Source organism: Chloroflexus sp. (genome assembly GCF_034434295.1).
Lineage (GTDB): Bacteria > Chloroflexota > Chloroflexia > Chloroflexales > Chloroflexaceae > Chloroflexus.
Genome location: NZ_DAOTZQ010000117.1, coordinates 1 through 19,809 on the forward strand (window position 1 = coordinate 1; position 19,809 = coordinate 19,809).

A 19,809-nucleotide genomic window follows, 5' to 3' on the forward strand; every position below is an offset into this window, starting at 1 on the left:
CCGCTCCGGCAACGGGAGAGGAGCGGGGGCCGGGGGGTGAGGTGAGGGGCCGGAATTGCGGTGAGCGGGAACCAGTACGGAGCACGCCCATCGCCACATTCTTTGTGGTAAAAAGATTATGCAGTGCGCAAAGATGATCAAGACCCTGGAGGCTTGCAATTGACACGTCGGCTTTGGCTTATCTGGCTCGCTGTACTGGGGGCAGTCTGTCTTGGAGGATTGTTGGCCTGGCAGCGCACCCGTCATTTTGAACGGCTGTTTCATCTGACCCGGCTTGATCCGCTGGGTTTGACCGCTATCAGCAATGATCGCTCGCCATCAGCGCGTATCGTGATGTTCGGTGACTCGCGAGCCGCAGCATGGCCAACACCGACCGGCTTTACGATGGTTAACCGCGGTGTTCCTGGCCATACCAGTGCCCAGGCTCGCCTGCGCTACTCGATCCACGTCAGTCCGCTCAAGCCAGAACTGGTGATTATGCAGGTTGGTGTCAATGATCTGGCGGCGCTGGCAATTCTGGACGACGACGATGACAGCGAGGCGATTACGCAGGCAACCATTGCTAATCTGCGCGAGATGCTGACCATCGCCCGCAAAGATGGCAGTCGGGTTATCCTGACCACCATCTTTCCCCTCGGCCCAAATGCGCTTGAACGGCTCGATCCAGCAACCGGCCGTATCACGGCGGCGATTACCCGCGTCAATCAGGCAATCCGTGCGATGGCAGCCCCAGATGTCATCATCTTCGATAGTGCAGCGATCCTGGCCGATGAAACGGGCTACGTGGCTGAGCCGTTTCGCGATGATCTGCTTCATATCAACGCTGCAGGGTACAGATTGCTGAATGAGCAGTTGGTTACACTCTTGCGAGACTGGAGTGAGTGAAACACTGCTTCATCAGTGCTGCCGCAGCTCGAACGGCACGGCTGCAAACGAGGCAAAGACCGGTACCTCCTGACCCAGCGTGATGCCAGACGGATCGACCGGACAACGGTAGGCGTAGATTTCGACACCGACCGAGCGTGCTTCCCGCAATGACCGGCTAAACGCAGGATCAACGGTTACATCGGGGGCAAATGCGCAACCCCGCGAGCGTTGAATGATGAACACTACTGCCGCCCGCTGGCCATTCCGGGCAGCATTGATGAGCAGCTCCAGATGGCGCTCACCACGCTCAGTTGGTGCGTCGGGAAAGACGGCAATGCCATCAACCAGCCTGGTCACCGACTTGACTTCCAGCAGACAGGTATCCAGTCCTTCACTCAAGCGAAAATCGATGCGATGCGGGCCAAGCTGTACTTCCCGCTGTACCCGCGAATACCGCGAGAATTGGGGAAGCGCACCGAGCGATAATGCTGCCGCCACCAGGCGATTGGGTAATTGGGTGTCAAGCGAGACCAGATCACCGTTCTGGTATACCGCCACCACCTGAAATGCCGTCTTCCGTCCAATCTCCTCGCGTGAGGCGAGTAACAGGCGCGCCCCTGGCGTTAACAAATCGGTTAATCGCCCCCGGTCGGCGAGATGGGCACGCACCATACGCCCACCCATCTGAGCTTCAACCAGAAACTGAGCCGGACGACTGGCAAACGTTGCCTCAACCAGTGGCGCTCCACTGGAAAGCGGCACCCACACCGTCGATTGTCCGTGATGTCCTGTTCCTTGCCCTGTCACCATACCCTAAGTATAACACGGCTCGGATCACAGCATGCACGATTCCCGGTGACTGCTATCACAATATGCACCACGATCATCGAGGAGTGTTCCGTGCAATGGTAGAATAGAAACGGTGTACGCTGATGAGGTTACTCCATGCTGACACACGACGAGATTTCCCGTGTACTGGCCTACTACGATGTAGGTGAGCTACGGTCGGTGCGGGCTGCCGGCCGGGGTATGATCAACGAAACAGCGTTTATCGAAACCAGTGTTGGCCGCTTTGTGATCCGCCGTAATCGTCGTGTCAGCGGTCTTCAGGCGATTACATTTCGCCATCGGCTGCTCGATTGGCTTCGCCAGCGCGGTTTCCCGGCACCACGTATCCTGCCGGCCCGCAATGGCGAGACGATGATTATCGTTGATGATCGGGTCTACGAGCTGAGTATCTTTATTATCGGTGACGAGTTTAATCCCGCCCGCCCTCAACAGTTGAGCGATATTGGCCGTGTGCTGGCCAGTTATCACCGGGCGGTCGTCGGTTTTCCCGATCTCCCTCCCGCATCAACACCCCGTTACCTGCCTTCCAGTCTACGCAGTCTGACCGAACGCCTGATAACCCGTGATCTACTGGGAGAATTAACCATCCCGTTGCACTGGTACGAACGACGTATCGCCGATTTGTGCCACAAGTTGAGTGACGAAGCCTATACCGCTCTCCCTCATCTACTTATCCACGGCGATGTCCATCGCGACAATCTCATCTTTCGAGGTGATGCTGTAGCGGCGCTGATCGACTACGATCAGGTCTGTGTCGATGCTCGTCTGGTCGATGTCGCTGATGCCCTGGTAGATATGGCGATTGGCACACCACCACCAGACTGGCCAACGTGGGGGGTGTATCGCGCACCACTTGATCTCGAACGGGTTCGACTGCTTCTCCATGCCTACAATGCAATTATGCCCCTGTCACGCCAGGAAGCTACTGCGCTCACGGTCATACTCGAAGTCGTCTGGCTGCAGGGGAACCTGCGGCGCACCCTCAGCACACCAGATGCTGAACCTGAGTACCATTTAGAACTGTTAGGACAGGGACAGTGGTTTGCGGAGTGGATGGATCGTCATCGCGATCAGGTACTGTCAGCAGGTTTAGCAACGTGAGCGCAACCGACACGCGCCAACGGGAAGGCTTCATGTCATTCACACCAGGGCTATCGGTACGATGTAGCACCGGAAACGGTTTATCGCGACCGCGCCAGATAGTGTCCGCGCCCCCCTTGGATGACAATGGTATACTAATAGGTGTTCTGAATCATTCACGACACGCGATCAGCGTGCAGCGTCGGTCGAAGCCAGCATGAACGTGAGCATGCAGCGCGGGATACAGAGACTGGCCCGCCTCTGGACAATTCTGTTGGTCGGAGTAGTTGCGAGCTTACTGTGTGGGCTGGCAGTGCGCTGGCTGGTACCGTTGTCGCCGTGGGTAGAGACTCCTACGGTTCAACTCCGCGATCCATTGCCGCAAAGCCAAACCGTACCACCACGCAGTTCTATCACTCTCGCCTTCAGTACGCCCATGAATCCATTTACGGTGATACGCGCTCTCCGCATCGATCCACCGTTGGCGGCTACCTATCAGTGGGCGGACGATATGCGCGTGTTGCAGATAGTGCCTGTACAACCCTTACAACCGGCAACTGTGTATCGCATTCACGTGGCGGCGAACGCGCAAAGTCGGTGGTGGCGGCCATTGTCTCAGCCGCTTGATGTAACGTTCGTGACGGCTGCCCAACCAACAATTCGTGCGACCCTGGCCCCACGCCTGCTCGACGCACCGATTGCGCTTATCTTTAGCCAGCCTATGGTGGCTGAGGACGCAGTCGGTCAACCGGTTTCTCTCCCGCAGATACGCCTCTCACCACCATGGCCACTCAACGGCGAATGGCTCGATCCGCAGACCCTGCTGCTGCAACCGATGATGGCCTTTACTGCGGCTACTACTTACACGTTGACTATCGATGCTACACTCCGCGATACGCGAGGCATTGAATTAGGGCAGCCGTTTCGCTGGCAATTCAGCACACCCTGGCCAAAGCTCATCGCAAAGACTCCAGAGCCTGAAGCACGCTGGGTGAACCCACAACAACCCCTTATCCTGGTCTTCGATGCGCCAATTGATACGCGCTTGCTCAGTAGTGTGCTCGATATTACGCCACCGATTAGTGGCGATATGACCGGCATTATGGATGATGGACGCTACGTGGTATCGTTTACCCCCTACACCGGTTGGGTACCCGGTCAAACCTATCAGGTGCGTCTCCGTACCGGCGAAATCGAAGCAGCGTTGGCTGGTTGGCGATTCTATGTCGAGCCGGTACCGGCATTAATTGCCTCTTTCCCCGGCCAGGACCAATCGCTACTGCCTGATCAAGAGATTCGCCTGATCTTCAGCACTCCAATGGACGAGGCTGAACTGCGAGCCGGATTGCGTTTTGATCCTCCGGTGAACGATGTTCATCTGAGGGTTGATGACAATCGAGTCAGTCTCCGCCCGGTTGTGCAGGCAGCAACGACCTATACCATCACCATTGCCGCCAGCACCCGCGACCGCAGTGGGGTGCCACTCCAAAACGACATTTCACTGACGATACGTACTGCCGGCTCCCCACCGGCATTACGAGTTGTTGGCGATCTGCTGCAACGCTTCCCGGCCAATGCAACGCCGGCTATTACCATTGAGCGCATGAATCTCAATGCACTGAACGCGCAACTGTACCAGCTCGATGCCACGACTCTGATCCGCGCCATATCGTTGCGCCCTGACGAATGGCCAGGATTTATCCCGGAACGGTACGGGCAGATACTGATACGGGCCTGGCGCGAAACGTTCAATGATCCCCCTGATGAATTGGTGCGGAGCGTCTTTTCCCTTACCGGTAATAGCGAAGGAGCATTACTACCACCCGGTGCCTACTATCTACGGCTAACCGCCGACAATGGTTTGCGCGTTGATCAATTATTACTCGTCTCTGCACTCCGTCTGACCGTTGTCCCCAACGGCGATGAGCTGCTGTTGTGGGTCACCAGCAATGGTAACGGAAAACCACTCTCCGACATCCCGCTCACGATTTACCTCGATGAAGCTTTGATCAGTCGCGGGAACAGCAACGAGCAGGGGGTGTGGCGAGTGCCACTTGCCGGATTGGGCACCCTGGTTGGCAGCATCGCCAATCGGACAATGATTGCTGTTGCTGAAGGGGAAGGTATTGCCCTGGCCCGTACTGAGCTTACCCAATCAACAGGGTCGGAACCCATTGCTCTGCTGGCTCCTGATCGTCTGAGTTATCGGCCAGGCGGGATTGTACGTATCAGCGGCATCGTCCGTGAACGTCAGCTTGATGGCCGGGTGACGCTGCCCACCGGCAACGCCTGTCGCCTGAAGCTTGACGGCCCAAAACTCGCCGGCGAACCGACTGCTGTCACCTGTACCATCAACGATACCGGCCAACTTGACGGGAGCTTACGCCTCGATGCCCGTACCGCACCCGGCAGCTACACGGTGCAGGTAAGTATCGGTGAGACAACGTATGCAGTGCCGATTCAGGTGTTTGTACCGACGACCGCTACGACAATTCGCGTGACACCGACCCTCACCAACAGTCTCGCCATCGATGTGGTTCGCGCTGGCTTACCGGTCGCTGGGGTCGCGGTGAGCTGGACGCTCCGGATCGAAACACTATCGACACCTGAGCTTGATGGAACAAGCGGTGAAGTGTTGGGATCAGTCGCTGAAACGCTGGCAAGTGCTATCACCGACCAGAGCGGGAGGGTGCAGATCACACTACCGGCAGCCGAAGCCCTGATTCGTCCGCTTCGCTACCGCTTAGAGCTGACAGCACAGTTGCCCGATGGCGAACAATTACCGTACAGCACGGAAGGAATCATCACTCCACGCAGTCCACGGCTCGCTATCGATGCACCGGGTGTTATCGAACGCGATGAACGGGCCAGAGTAACTATCTCGCTGCAACAGGTGGATGGTCTACCCATTCCCAACAGCCTGGTAGAACTGGAAGTACGCCGCACCAGTAACGATCCGCCGTTATTAGTGCGACGAGTGCGTACCGATGCCAGTGGCACGGCCAACACCGAACTGGTTCCGCTCGCACCCGGTCGCTACGAAGTCACCGTGCGATCTGGGTTAAGTGTGAGTCGTCGACAATTATGGGTCGCAGGGTCCGGTATTGCCACCGCTGAACCAATGCTGGTTACTGATCGCACTGCCTACACTGTTGGTGAGACAGCACGGCTGTTGATCAGTGGTCCAACCGGTGGTGGTACTCTCTTGCTGATCGCAGGCCAGGGAGACGCTGCCCGTACTGTCCTGACCACGTTGCAGCCCGGTACGATTATTCCATTTCCCATCACCAACGACTTACCACCAACGACGGTACTAACAGCCTTGATCGACGATGGTACCCGACTTTGGGTACATACCATGGTGCTACAGATCGACCCACCGGCATCACCATTGCTTTCCCTACCACAATCCGAGGTCGTGCCGGGATCGACCATCACGCTAACCGTTACTGCACCGACCGCTACATTCCTGACAACGCTAACTCCTATCCATTCACCGGCGATCAACCTTGATTACTGGAACCAACCACTGTTTGTCAGACGAACAACCCATCCTTTGAGCGGTTTACCCGGCATTGTTGTGCCATCAACTGTGCAATCAACCGGCGATCAGCATCAAATCTCGCTCCGCCTGCCACAACAATCAGGGCGCTGGCGCCTCGACGTGATTGCCATCGCCGACACCGGCATTGCTACAACGACCAGCATACTTCTTGATACATTCCAACCGGTTGAAGCTATTGCCATTCCTTTACCACCACTTCGGAACAACGACACCGCTGTTGCCACGCTTATCTTGCGTAACATCGACTCGCAGTCGCGTACAGTCCGTGTGCGCCTGTTGACCAGCGGCGGCACTCTGCTTGATCCACTCGAACAGACAATAACCATCCCGGCTGGTACAACCGTTAATGCATCCTGGCGATTGCAAACCCAGGCAGACGTGGCTATCTTGGGTTTACGTTACGAAGTGATCGACACCATCACATCACCACCTATCGAATATGCCGTACCGGTTGTGCGTGACGAGCGTATCGCCACCACTTCACAAATCCGGCTTGTAAGCGACCCACTGGAACTAACTCTCCCCGACTCTGATGCAGAGATTGCCATTGCCCCTGATGCACGTTCAGCGCTGGCAGATCAGGTGCAACGTCTGCTTCAATCACCTGCGCCCACGGCTGAAATGCTGGCTGCGGCACTCATCATCGGCCACGAATTGCAACGTACTGCCCCCACAACCAACGACGCCGAACGCTGGCAGACAGCAATCGAAAGTCTACCCGGCCAGTTGCGTGCCCTGCGTAACCCCGATGGCGGTTGGGGATGGTGGCCAAACCAGCCATCCGATCCATTCATCACCACCTTTGTCCTTGAAGCGCTGGCCCAGATCAATGATCCGTCCAATCAAACGAACCCACTGAGTGATCCAGGAATCCTCTATCTGCGCCGCACGCGAATGACGGCAACACCCGATTTGCAGGCGTACATTGATTACGTTTTGTCATTGCATGGTATTACCGATGGTTCAGCCGGCACGACAGATATTCCAGGTCCAACCGGACGGGCGTTCAGTGCGTTGCACCGTACCCAAGACCGCAGCACACTGCTGGCGCAGTTCTGGTCAACTACCGGTGGTGGTCTGCCATGGGCCGGTGCCGAGGGCATGCCATCGAGTGCTCTGGCAGTGAGTGCCAGCGTAGTGCAGGCACTCAGTCGTGATCGCCCCACCGACCCCCGCCTGAGCACCTGGCGCACCGCCCTCTTACGGCGTTGGGATGGTGATGGCTGGCCGACACCTTACGAAGCTACCCGCGTCACGCTTGCGCTGGGCGATACGCTTAAAAACAATAATGCCGGCGTTCGGGTCTGGTACAACAATGACCTGCTGACGACGACATCACCAAACGACGTAGCACGCTGGCAATTACGTGGCGGAGTCTTGCGGATTGAACCACTGGATGGCCCGGCACTGATTGCAATTCGTAGCCCGACAACTGAACGATCACCGATTGAAGACCTGCGGGTCCGCCTGAGCTTCCGTCCGTCCAGCCTCCCCCTGGCGGTTAATCAACCGGTGCAGGTGGAGGTATTGTTGCTGGTCAGAAAATCCCTGCTCCGTTGTGATGTCACCATTCCGCTGCCGTCAGGGCTAATGCCAGTGCGTGTCGGCAACCTGACTGAATTCTCTTATGTTCAGATAGATCGTGAACGGCGAAGTGTGCAACTAAGCGGCGTCAATCTGCCACCCGGCGTCTACCGCCTCACTGTGACTGCCCAAAGCACGACTGCCGGGAGCTTTCACATCCCGCCGATACTGATTGCAACCCCTGGTAGTGGTCTGCCATTGCTCGTTGAGCAGGGCATCGATCAGGTTCTGGAGATTGAACAGTAAGCGTGTCGGACGAGAAGTGGCTTGATGTTTCAATATTGAAACACTTTTGCATATTGCACGGCTTTTTCACAGCTTGACGTCCCTCAGCGCAATTTGCTAGGATAATCGCACAGCAACTCAATGAAGAGGGGCAACTTCCCAACACCGAATTAATGCCCCACCAAATGTACACATCAATACCTTATACGCCCAACAATTGGGACATGCCATTATTTGCGCATTGCACGGTGCAATGCATCGTGTTGCCGTATAGTCGGTGAGAAAGGAGGTGCGCAGGGCGGGTCGCCGGGTGCTGCGATGTAGACGGCGCGCACGCCTGGTTCAGATGCGCCGGCACGCCACGCAGCGCGTGCATCGCGACTTGCTATGTTGCGAGTAAGAAGCGGCGCGTATCACGTTCTCTGTTTGAACGCTGGATCAAGGATGATTCGTAGGAACTGGTTCCGCCTGTTTTGTGTTGCAAGGAGGAGACCCTCTATGCCTGCGTCCTTTCTGGGCGAAGTTTTCGGCACAATGGTGCTGATCCTGTTTGGCAATGGTGTTGTGGCTAACGTTCTGCTCACGCAATCGAAGGGAAATGGTGGTGGCTGGATCGTGATTACCACAGGCTGGGCCTTTGCCGTCATGTGTGGTGTGTTTACCGCAGCCGCGTTAGGCAGTCCGGGCGCCGATCTCAATCCGGCAGTCACGATTGCCGTGATGATTCGCGGTGGCTACGATGTCGGCACTGCAATCATGCACATTATTGCCCAGCTCATCGGTGCGTTCATCGGGGCAACCCTGGTCTGGCTGACCTACCTCTCACATTGGGAAGTTACCAAAGACCCCGGTCTGAAACTGGCCTGTTTCAGCACTGGTCCGGCGATCAACAATCCGGTCAACAACATCATCACCGAAGTGATCGGCACCTTCGCGCTGGTCTTCATCATCTTCGCCATCTTCAGTGGCAATGGAGCTACTGGGGGTAACCCGGCCAGTGGTCTCGGCCCGTACCTGGTTGCGGCACTGGTGTGGGGCATTGGTCTCTCACTCGGTGGTCCAACCGGCTATGCAATTAACCCGGCCCGCGACCTTGGCCCGCGCATTGCCCACTTTGTGTTGCCTATTGCCGGTAAGGGCGACAGCAACTGGGGTTACTCGTGGATACCGGTTGTTGGGCCGATCATTGGTGGCGCAATCGCAGCATTACTGGCGCATGCGTTAGGTATGTGATGTGCTACGCATCGTTGCGAACGGTTAGCAGTCATCGCTTCAAGGGAGGAAGCCTGTGAAGAAGTTGATCAACGCACCGGAGAATGTCGTAAAAGAGGCATTAGCCGGAATGGCAATTGCCCATGCCGACCTGATTCAGGTTCACTACGACCCTGATTACATTGTGCGTGTCGGCGCACCACATAACAAGGTCGGTGTCATCTCCGGTGGCGGTTCAGGCCACGAACCGATGCACGGTGGTTTTGTCGGCTACGGTATGCTCGATGCTGCCTGTCCCGGTGCCGTCTTTACGTCGCCGGTGCCGGATCAGATGCTGGCGGCAACCAAGGCAGTGAATGGCGGGAAGGGTGTTTTGCACATCGTCAAAAACTACACCGGCGACGTGATGAACTTCGAGATGGCGGCTGAACTGGCTGCTGCCGAGGGCATTGAAGTTGCCAGTGTCGTGACAAACGATGATGTGGCGGTCGAAAACAGCACCTGGACGGCAGGTCGCCGTGGCGTGGGTGTGACTGTTCTGCTCGAGAAGATCGTTGGGGCTGCGGCTGAGGCCGGTGCCGATCTGGCGACCTGTAAGGCAATTGCCGAGCGAGTCAATGCCAGTGGCCGCAGCATGGGGATGGCGCTAACACCCTGTACTGTACCCCAGGCCGGGAAGCCGGGTTTCGAGCTGGCCGATGATGAGATGGAAGTCGGTATCGGTATTCACGGTGAGCCAGGCCGGCGCCGCGAGAAGCTGGCTCCAGCACGGGATATTGCTGAGATGCTGGCTGGCCCGATCCTGGAAGACCTGCCCTTCAAGAGCGGTGATGCTGTGCTGGCGTTTGTCAACGGTATGGGTGGCACACCGCTGATCGAGCTGTATGTGATGTACAATGAGCTGGCACGCATCCTGAAGGATCGCAATATTACGATTGCTCGTTCACTGGTGGGAAGCTATATCACATCGCTTGAGATGGCCGGTGTCAGCTTCACGCTTCTCCGCCTGGACGATGAGATGATCAAACTTTGGGATGCACCGGTGCATACACCGGCGTTACGTTGGGGTATGTAAGGTCAATTAGCGGTATTGTGGCGGGGTGCTCACCCCGCCGCCAGATTGGACAAAGAGGGGCCATGCAGATCACCGCCGATCATGTTACAAGTTTTCTCCAATTGGTTGCCGAACGGGTCAAAGAGCAGCGCGAATATCTGACCAGGCTCGATGCCGCGATTGGTGATGCAGATCACGGTGTTAACCTGGATCGTGGCTTCAGTACGGTGATGAGTAAGCTGCCAACCGCGACCGACCGTAGCATCAGTGGTCTGCTGAAGCTGACCGGGATGACTCTGATCTCTACGGTAGGTGGCGCCAGCGGGCCGTTGTATGGCACAGCATTTCTGCGGGCCAGCACTGCGATTGGTGATCGCACAACCATCGGCGCAGAAGAATTGATCGCCGCATTGAGCGCTGCCCTGGAAGGCATTCAGACCCGTGGCAAAGCGACTCGTGGCGAAAAGACGATGATCGATGCGATCGCGCCTGCAATTGATACGTTGAAAGAACAGTATGCAGCAAGCGGTGATCTGCTGGCAGCAATGCGCACCGCAGTTGCCGCCTGCGAGCAGGGCATGATCGCAACCGAACCGATGCTGGCTACTAAAGGTCGCGCATCCTACCTTGGTGAACGTTCGATTGGTCATCGCGATCCCGGTGCAGCGTCTGCGTACCTGATGGCTCAGGCGTTGCTTGAGGTAGTCGAGCAGGCTGCCAAAGCGTGATGTCGTTCCAACCGGATCGTGTGAGCGTAGACAAAGGAGTCTTCAATTATGGCAAAGTACGCCGCTGCTATCGATCAGGGCACAACCAGTACCCGCTGTATGATCTTCGACCATAGCGGGAATGTCATTTGCTACGATCAGAAAGAGCACGAGCAGATTTACCCCCGCCCCGGCTGGGTAGAACACAGCCCTGATGAGATTTGGGAGCGTACCCAAAGTGTGATTCGTGGGGCACTGAGCAAAGGCGGCCTGAGCGCGAGCGATATTGTCGCCGTCGGCATTACCAATCAGCGCGAGACAACGGTAGTCTGGAATCGCAAAACAGGCCGACCGGTCTACAATGCGATAGTCTGGCAAGATACCCGCACCGACCAGATTTGTAATGAACTTGCTGCCGATGGTGGTCAGGATCGGTTCCGCCCCAAGGTCGGCTTGCCGCTGGCAACCTACTTCTCCGGCCCCAAGATTCGCTGGATTCTCGACAATGTGCCCGGTGCCCGCGAGGCGGCTGAGGCCGGTGATGTGGTGTTCGGCAACATCGATACCTTCCTGACCTGGTGGCTCACCGGTGGCCCTAACGGCGGTGTCCACGTTACCGATGTGACCAACGCCTCACGCACGATGCTGATGAATCTTGAAACTCTTGATTGGGATGATGAGATTCTCGGCATTATGGGGATTCCGCGCCAGATGCTCCCCAAGATCGTGCCCTCCAGCATGGTCTACGGTACGGCAACAGGTGACCTGGCCGGTGTGCCGGTGGCCGGTATCCTGGGCGATCAGCAGGCGGCCATGGTTGGACAGACCTGCTTCGATGTCGGTGAAGCCAAGAACACCTACGGTACCGGTTCATTTATGCTGCTCAACACTGGCACGAAACTGGTTCCGTCCAAGAGTGGCTTGCTGACCACTGTCTGCTACAAGTTCGGCGATCAGCCCGCCGTCTACGCCCTCGAAGGCTCAATCGCTATCACCGGTGCCCTGGTGCAGTGGCTCCGCGATAACCTCGGTCTGATTACCTCCTCGGCAGAAGTTGAGGCACTGGCGAATCTGGTCGAAGATAACGGCGGTATCTACTTCGTACCCGCCTTCTCCGGCCTGTTCGCGCCCTACTGGCGCTCGGACGCCCGTGGTGTGATTGTTGGCCTGACTCGTTATGTCAATAAAGGCCACCTCGCCCGCGCCGTGCTCGAAGCCACTGCCTATCAGACGCGCGAGGTGCTCGACGCGATGGAGCAGGACTCCGGCGTCAAGCTGACCGCCTTGAAGGTCGACGGTGGTATGGTGTACAATAATACCCTGATGCAATTCCAGGCCGATATTTTGGGTGTTCCCGTTATTCGGCCCAAAGTTGCAGAGACCACATCGCTCGGTGCTGCCTACGCTGCCGGTTTAGCGGTCGGCTTCTGGTCAAATACCGATGAGATGCGGGCCAACTGGGGTGTTGATCACACCTGGACACCACAAATGGATGAAGCGACCCGCGAGCGACTCTATCGGGGCTGGAAGAAGGCAGTTACCCGTACCTTCGATTGGGTGGAGTAAACCACTCTCACCGCACCCGAACAGACCATTGTGGCAAGACCGGCGGGACATCTCCTGCCGGTCTTGCTGCCCGTCAGGAGTTCATTATGCAGACTATCTCCACCGATGTGCTGGTTATTGGTGGCGGCGCTACTGGCACCGGTTGCGCGCTCGATCTGGCAATGCGCGGTATTCGTTGTGTGCTGGTGGAAAAGGGCGACTTGACACACGGTACCACCGGTCGCTATCACGGCCTGCTCCATTCAGGCGGGCGCTATGTCACCAAGGACCCCCAGTCAGCCAGCGAATGCGCCCACGAAAATGCGATTTTGCGGCGGATCATGCCGCACTGTATCGAGCAAACCTCTGGCTTCTTTGTGATTACACCATGGGATGATGAGAGCTATGGCGATGTCTTCGTCGCCAACTGCCATCGTACCGGTGTACCGGTCCAGGAGATCAGTGTCGCCGAGATGCTGCGTCGTGAACCACTACTGAACCCCCGTATTTCCCGTGTCTTTGAAGTTCCCGACGGCTCTGCCGACTCGTTTCTTGCCACTCATTCGGTCGCACTGGCGGCGCGCGAATATGGTGCCGATATTCGCACCTACCATCATGTTGTCGACCTCATTCGGGTCGGGGATCGCGTCGTGGGCGCAATCGCCGAGGATTTACGTAGCGGTGAACGGGTGCGGATCGACTGCGCGTATGTGCTCAATGCGGCAGGCGCCTGGGCCGGGAAGATTGCCGCCCTGGCCGGGTTAACGGTGAATGTCGTGCCCGGTAAGGGTACCATGGTTGCGATGAACCACCGTATGGTAAATACGGTGGTCAATCGCTGTAAGCTGCCGTCCGATGGTGACATTATTGTGCCAATTCACACGGTCGCTGTGATCGGTACGACTGATGTGCACGTTCCCGATCCCGATGTCTTTGGGATCGAACCCGAAGAGATACAGTTTATGCTCGACGAAGGCGAGAAGCTCATTCCCGGTTTCCGCCAGTATCGCGCTTTGCGCACCTGGGCCGGCGTGCGCCCACTCTACAAAGATAAAGATGTTGCCAGCGACCGCGACATTCCCCGCACGTTCAAACTACTCGACCACGAAGAGCGTGATGGCGTAAGTGGCATCTTCTCGATTGTTGGCGGTAAATGGACAACTTATCGGCTGATGGCCGAACAAACGGTCAATGAGATCGCCCGCCGCCTGGGGAATACCCAACCCTGCCGCACGGCAAGCGAGGTATTGCCGGTACCCCGCTTCGAGCACAGTAGCCACGCGACGGTCACTGTTTCACCTAATCCGGCTGCACAAACTCCTCACTACTGGCTGGGGAAACCATTGGCGCTCGTAGAGAGTCACCACGCAGCTGGTGATTTGATCTGTGAATGCGAGCTGGTGACGCGCGACCGGATTCAGGCTGCAATTGATGCCGGTGCGCATAACCTTGACGATATTCGCCGCGATGTACGTATGGGTATGGGGCCATGTCAGGGTGGCTGGTGTATCTATCGCACCGCGAACCTGCTCTACGAACAACGCTGTACCGCGGGACTCAGCCACGTTCATACGAACGAAGCGATCATGCACTTTCTCCAGGAACGCTGGAAAGGTCTCACACCGGTATTGTGGGGCGACCAGTTACGACAGGCACGCCTCGACGAATTGATCTACGTGGGTGTGCTGGGCATTGATCGCCTGCGCACACTGGCCGAACCGGGTGGTGGATTGGTGACGCAACACCCGGCAATTGCAACTGAGTATGTGCAGGCATAGGTTGCCGGGAGAGCGATATGTACGATACGATTGTAATTGGTGCCGGCCTGGCCGGCATGATGGCAGCCATCGGACGCGCCGAACGTGGGGAAAAAGTCCTGGTGCTGGCGAAGGGTCACGGAACGACCCATTGGGCCAGCGGGTGTATCGATCTACTGGCAGCGGCAGATGATCCTTTTGCCGGGATTGCCCAACTGACAGTAGAACGACCTCACCATCCCTACGCGCTGAGCGGGCCGACTATGATCGAGCAGGGAATTGCCCGGCTGCGGGCAATCTGCGAGGCTGCCGGCTATCCGCTTGCCGGTAATCTCAACCGTAACGTCTTTCTTCCCACAGCACTGGGGGCATTGCGCCCTACCGCCTTTGCTCCGGCAACGATGATCGCCGGTGATGCCCGCCAGTTGCGTGATGGACGGCCTACACTGATCGCCAGCTTCGGCGAACTGCGTGACTTCTTCCCACCCCTTATCGCGGCCAATCTGCGTGCGCAGGGCATTCGTGCTGAAGCAGCACAGCTTACCCTTCCACCAACCGGTCGTCAGCACGACTTTAACCCGGTGACGCTGGCACGCCTGTTCGAGCAGCCGGCTTTTCGGGCCAGTGTCGGCGACCAGCTTGCAGGTCTGGTGCGCAAGGGAGGGTATGCACGCATTGGGATGCCGGCTATTCTCGGTTTGAAACATGCGACCGGGGTAGTACGTGATTTGCAGAATCGGTCTGGCGCACTGATCTTTGAAATTCCTACGCTTCCCACCTCTGTGGCCGGTATGCGGCTGTACCATATTCTGGAAGACGAGTTGCTCCGCCTTGGTGGCAGGGTACAGTTGGGCGGTTTTATCCAACGCGGTGAGCATATTCAGCAGACACTGGTTGCTGTTTTCAGTGAGGCAGCCGCTCGTGAGCAACGTCACCCTGCCCGTCGTTGGGTACTGGCTACTGGCGGCATCCTCGGTGGTGGGGTTCGGGCAACACCGGAAGGTCAGCTCCGGGAAACTGCGCTTGACCTTCCCCTCCAGACTCCCGCCGGGAGAGCGGGCTGGTTCGCCCCCCGTTTTCTCGCCGAAGACGGTCATCCTGTCTTTCAGAGTGGGGTGCGCGTTGATCGTGATCTGCGCCCACTCGATGCCGGCGGTCAACTGGTCTACGAAAATGTGATGGTTGCCGGCAGTGCGCTTGCCGGTTTTGACCCGATTCGGGAAGGATGCCTTGAGGGTGTCGCTATTGCTACCGGCTGGAAAGCCGGGCAGCAGTAGTCGGCCAAGAGGAATAATCGCTATGGATCACATCGAGCTATCGCTCACTCAATCGCTTGATCACTGCATCAAGTGCAACATCTGCACATCCGCATGTCCGGTGGCAGCAGTGACCGATGCCTTTCCCGGTCCGAAATACGTTGGGCCGCAAGCGCAACGTTTTCGCCATGCTGCGCAGCCGGTTCCCGACGCCTCGGTTGATTACTGCTCAGGTTGCCGGGTATGTAACCAGGTCTGCCCAACCGGGGTGCGCATTGCCGAATTAAATGCCCGTGCCCGCGCCCAGATCGTGGCCGAACGTGGTATGCCGCTCCGCAATCGGATCATTGCTCGCTCTGGCCTGGTTGGACGGCTGAGCTGCGGCCCACATGCCCCACTGGTGAATTTCACGCTTCAGTTTGCCCCGGCCCGCTGGCTCATCGAGCAGGTGATGGGTATTCACCGCCATGCGCCACTGCCCAAAGCCAGCACCTACACGTTTCGGCGCTGGTTCCAACGTCGTAAAGCGACAGCGACCGGTCGCCGTCCACAGGTGGTCTACTTCCACGGTTGCAGCACCAACTTTTACGAACCACACGTTGGCAAAGCTGCCATTGCCGTTCTCGAACACCTTGGCTTTGAGGTGATCATTCCACCCCAGCGTTGTTGTGGGTTGCCGTTACTCTCCAACGGTGATTTTCCGGCGGCACAGAAGCACCACGAGTACAATGTTGCGCAACTCTTACCGTATGCACGTGCCGGCATTCCAATTGTCGGCACCAGCACCAGTTGCACGCTAACCTTGAAAGAAGAAGCTCCAGAGCTACTCGGATTACACGGTGATGATGTGCAAGCAGTAGCTGCCGCCACCTACGACATCTTTGAATTTCTGCGCGATCTATACGAGCAGGGTCGGTTACGCACCGATTTTCGCCCGATGGAGCGCAGCCTTCCCTACCATCCACCGTGCCAGTTGCGTGCGCATCGGATTGGACGCCCAGTACTCGACGTGTTGAGCCTGGTTCCTGGTCTGCACCTGCACGAAAGCCGCGCCGAGTGCTGCGGTATTGCCGGAACGTATGGGTTGAAACGCGAGAAGTACCAGATTGCAATGGATGTTGGCAAGCCACTGTTCGAGTTTGTGCGTTCGAGCGGGCAGCAGCTTGCGCTGTGCGATAGCGAGACCTGTCGCTGGCAAATCAGCGGCGCTACCGGCGTTACCACCCGCCATCCAATCGAGATTCTGGCCGAAGCATACGGCCTGGTGTAGAACCTATCGTATAAAGCCGTGTCACGAACTATCGCCAGGGTGCGGAAGCGTAATTTCCGCACCTGGCGCACTTGCTGCCGGACATTGAACACAACATGCGTGATCGTCGCAACTGTCGAGCCTGACCCACTATAAGATAGTGATCGACATTCTGACCGGAGTATACGATCTTTTATAGTAAACTCGCCAGTAGTATTTTACTTTTACCTGGAGCAGCGGAGTACATACCGCTGCTCCGACATTTTGTTATAATAAGCGATAGTTTGGTTCAAAATAGAGTAAGGGTTAGTGAATGCTTGCGCCGGAAACAGTCTTACAGGGTCGGTATCGTGTCATCTCTCAGATCGCGAAAGGCGGGATGGGTGCTGTCTACCACGCCCGCGATCTGCGACTGCGCATCGATGTTGCTCTCAAACAGACCCTGTTCAACGATGATGCGTACCGGCAGGCATTTGAGCGGGAAGCGCAAATCCTGGCCCGGCTGCGCCATCAGGCGCTACCGCGAGTCATTGACCATTTCATCGAACCGCAAGGCCAGTTTCTGGTGATGGAATTCATCCACGGCGAGGATCTGGGGAATCAACTGGCTCGCCTGGGACGGCGCTTTGCATCGCCGCAAGTGTTGCCGCTGGTTGTGAAGTGGACCGATCAACTGCTCGATGTATTACACTACCTGCATACCCGTCCGGTGCCTGTCATTCATCGTGACATTAAGCCGAAAAACCTGAAGTTAACGCCGAATCATGATATTATCCTGCTCGATTTTGGTCTGGCACGCGGCGGTATGACGGTCGTCGCTGATGTTGATGGTTCAGGGACACGTAAGGTCTACGGTTTTACCCCTCCCTACGCACCATACGAACAGATGCGTGACGGTGAACCCGATCCGCGGAGTGATATTTACTCGCTATCAGCAACGCTGTATCATTTACTCACCGGTGTTTTACCCCCTAATGCAATGGTTCGCATGGCCAGTCTGGTCAATGGTCAACCCGATCCATTGCGCCCAATTCGGAGCCTGGCTCCCCATGTGCCCGAAGGGTTAGCCCAATTGATTGAGCAGGGAATGGCGACGCTGATCAATCAGCGACCGCAATCAGTGCGCGAAATGCGCGAGGCCCTGCACCGCCTGCGTGGCCGACCATCTGCGAGTGTACAACCTGCTGCAATACGATCGATTGCGTCGCCAGCATCTGCTACATCTACCGACACGACCACAACACCCGCCTCATCAGGGCCAGCCACACCAACCCAGGCAGCACCAATTTCCCAACCACAGACCTCATCACCAACACCGGTTGGCACCCTGCTTCGTCGCATGATCACAGGTTCGCAAGTGCGTAGCCTGGCATTTGCCTCAAACAATCGCTGGTTACTGGCGGGCTACGACGATTATACGGTTGGAGTGTGGGGTCTGAGCAACGGAGAGCAAATCCACACGCTACGTGGCCATGAGAGTGCTATCCGTGCTGTTGCCGTGAGTCCTGATAGTACATTGGCCGCGACCGGCAGTGATGATGAAACCATACGGCTCTGGACAACGGACAACTGGCAGATGGCGCAAACAATTCACCAGACCGGTTGTCCTGTTGAAAGTATCTGTTTCAGTCCTGATGGTCGTTATCTGGCAGTTGGCGGTTGGGGCGAAGCAATCACCCTCTACGAGATTCGGAAAGGAAAGATTGAACCAATTGGTTTGTTCACCTGTCCATTTGTCCACTCGTTGAGCTTTTCGCCTGATGGATCGTTGTTAGCTGCCGGTTGTTACGACGGCGCGATCTACCTCTGGCAGGTTGCCGACCATCAACCCCTGAAACCAATCGAAGGATTCAACACCTTCATCTACAGTGTCGCCTTTAATCCAGCCGGCACGATCCTGGCCGCATCCAGCGGGACCACCATTCGCCTCTGGCGTGTCAAAGATTTTCACCCACTTGACACACTGCGCGGCCATACGGCACCGGTGCGTGGCCTGGCATTTAGTCCTTGTGTGCCACTGCTCGCCTCGGCCAGTGAAGATCGTAGTGCTCGCTTCTGGCTGGCCGAACAGGGCCAACCACACCCGCCGATCCTCGAACATAGCGCTGGTGTCAGTTGTCTGAGCTTTAGTCCCGATGGGCAATTGCTGGCTACCGGCGCTCACGACGGTCGCATTTGTCTCTGGCAGGCACCGATCGAAACCTGACATCAAAGCTGGTACGGTCCAATGCAGGGTACGTGCATAGCACAAATCCGAGACATACCCTTCGCCCCGCGTTCACCGCATCCCTCGTGTAGCAAGGTAAACCGACCCGTGCCCCATCCGTAGGGGCGGGTTCAGAACTCGCCCCTACCGCCAATCCGTTGCATGCAGGTGATAGCCACGGATTGTCGCGAATGTGACGGATAGTCGCGGAACACCGCATATCTGGTGATGTGCGGTGTTGCACCGTATTACTCAAGATTTGATATGAACAGTGCTGACAGCTTTGCATAGACGCAGTAGGAGCACACAGCTATGTGCGCCTACTGATCGTGCTTTATCAGTCACCTATATCTGGTTTAATACCAGTCAAGGTACGCTCTCTCCCGGCACCATCACGCAGCGGCATTGAGCGCTCCATCGTGGTATGCAAGAACTTATTTCATAAAAAGCTGCACTGTCGCGCTCTAATAACCATCTCCGGTGCCATCACGAGCTGAACAGGTTGCCTTAATCACTCATCATCCGCGTGTGGCGTGGTTTGGAGTGCGGCAGCCATGCTGCCGCGCCAGCCATGCTCACGATCTGGCACGTGTCACGTCGTTGACCCGGCTGGTCACGCGGGTGCCGGGTGTGCTCGTCACGATCAAGGAATC

Annotated in this window: 12 protein-coding genes; 11 read left to right on the plus strand and 1 reads right to left on the minus strand. The window is 57.0% G+C overall.

Annotated elements, in window-relative coordinates:
- Positions 1 to 123 precede the first annotated feature (123 nt).
- Positions 124 to 885 (plus strand): SGNH/GDSL hydrolase family protein, encoded by a 762-nt coding sequence (locus VAE57_RS15890; protein WP_322822838.1) that lies wholly within the window; start codon positions 124 to 126, stop codon positions 883 to 885.
- A 12-nt stretch (positions 886 to 897) separates the two neighbouring features.
- Here VAE57_RS15890 and sfsA read toward each other — a convergent pair whose 3' ends face one another.
- Entirely contained in the window at positions 898 to 1,677 is a 780-nt protein-coding gene (gene sfsA, locus VAE57_RS15895; protein WP_322822839.1) for a DNA/RNA nuclease SfsA, read from the minus strand.
- A gap of 135 nt (positions 1,678 to 1,812) precedes the next feature.
- On the opposite strand from sfsA, the gene VAE57_RS15900 reads away from it, so the two are divergent.
- The 10 genes from VAE57_RS15900 to VAE57_RS15945 all read left to right on the plus strand — a co-directional run bounded on the left by VAE57_RS15900 (position 1,813) and on the right by VAE57_RS15945 (position 19,156).
- Positions 1,813 to 2,817: a homoserine kinase gene (locus VAE57_RS15900; RefSeq protein WP_322822840.1), complete on the plus strand. Its 1,005-nt coding sequence runs from the start codon at positions 1,813 to 1,815 to the stop codon at positions 2,815 to 2,817.
- 208 nt (positions 2,818 to 3,025) lie between these two features.
- Positions 3,026 to 8,191: an Ig-like domain-containing alpha-2-macroglobulin family protein gene (locus tag VAE57_RS15905; protein WP_322822841.1), complete on the plus strand. Its 5,166-nt coding sequence runs from the start codon at positions 3,026 to 3,028 to the stop codon at positions 8,189 to 8,191.
- A gap of 477 nt (positions 8,192 to 8,668) precedes the next feature.
- Positions 8,669 to 9,403, plus strand: coding sequence for an MIP/aquaporin family protein (locus tag VAE57_RS15910; protein WP_322822842.1), 735 nt, complete (start codon positions 8,669 to 8,671; stop codon positions 9,401 to 9,403).
- A gap of 55 nt (positions 9,404 to 9,458) precedes the next feature.
- The gene (dhaK, locus tag VAE57_RS15915; protein ID WP_012259135.1) at positions 9,459 to 10,457 is read left to right on the plus strand and encodes a dihydroxyacetone kinase subunit DhaK; all 999 of its coding nucleotides are present in this window, start codon (positions 9,459 to 9,461) and stop codon (positions 10,455 to 10,457) included.
- A 62-nt stretch (positions 10,458 to 10,519) separates the two neighbouring features.
- Positions 10,520 to 11,164, plus strand: a complete 645-nt coding sequence (dhaL, locus tag VAE57_RS15920; protein WP_322822843.1) for a dihydroxyacetone kinase subunit DhaL — start codon at positions 10,520 to 10,522, stop codon at positions 11,162 to 11,164.
- Positions 11,165 to 11,212: 48 nt separating this feature from the next.
- Positions 11,213 to 12,709 carry a glycerol kinase GlpK gene (gene glpK, locus VAE57_RS15925; RefSeq protein WP_322816984.1) on the plus strand — a complete coding sequence of 499 codons (1,497 nt, stop codon included), beginning with the start codon at positions 11,213 to 11,215 and terminating at the stop codon, positions 12,707 to 12,709.
- Positions 12,710 to 12,795: 86 nt separating this feature from the next.
- Positions 12,796 to 14,466, plus strand: coding sequence for an anaerobic glycerol-3-phosphate dehydrogenase subunit GlpA (gene glpA, locus VAE57_RS15930; protein ID WP_322822844.1), 1,671 nt, complete (start codon positions 12,796 to 12,798; stop codon positions 14,464 to 14,466).
- A gap of 17 nt (positions 14,467 to 14,483) precedes the next feature.
- Positions 14,484 to 15,722 carry a glycerol-3-phosphate dehydrogenase subunit GlpB gene (gene glpB / locus VAE57_RS15935; RefSeq protein WP_322822845.1) on the plus strand — a complete coding sequence of 413 codons (1,239 nt, stop codon included), beginning with the start codon at positions 14,484 to 14,486 and terminating at the stop codon, positions 15,720 to 15,722.
- A 22-nt stretch (positions 15,723 to 15,744) separates the two neighbouring features.
- Entirely contained in the window at positions 15,745 to 16,971 is a 1,227-nt protein-coding gene (locus VAE57_RS15940) for an anaerobic glycerol-3-phosphate dehydrogenase subunit C (RefSeq protein WP_322822846.1), read from the plus strand.
- 292 nt (positions 16,972 to 17,263) lie between these two features.
- Positions 17,264 to 19,156 carry a serine/threonine-protein kinase gene (locus tag VAE57_RS15945; RefSeq protein WP_322822847.1) on the plus strand — a complete coding sequence of 631 codons (1,893 nt, stop codon included), beginning with the start codon at positions 17,264 to 17,266 and terminating at the stop codon, positions 19,154 to 19,156.
- Positions 19,157 to 19,809 lie beyond the last annotated feature (653 nt).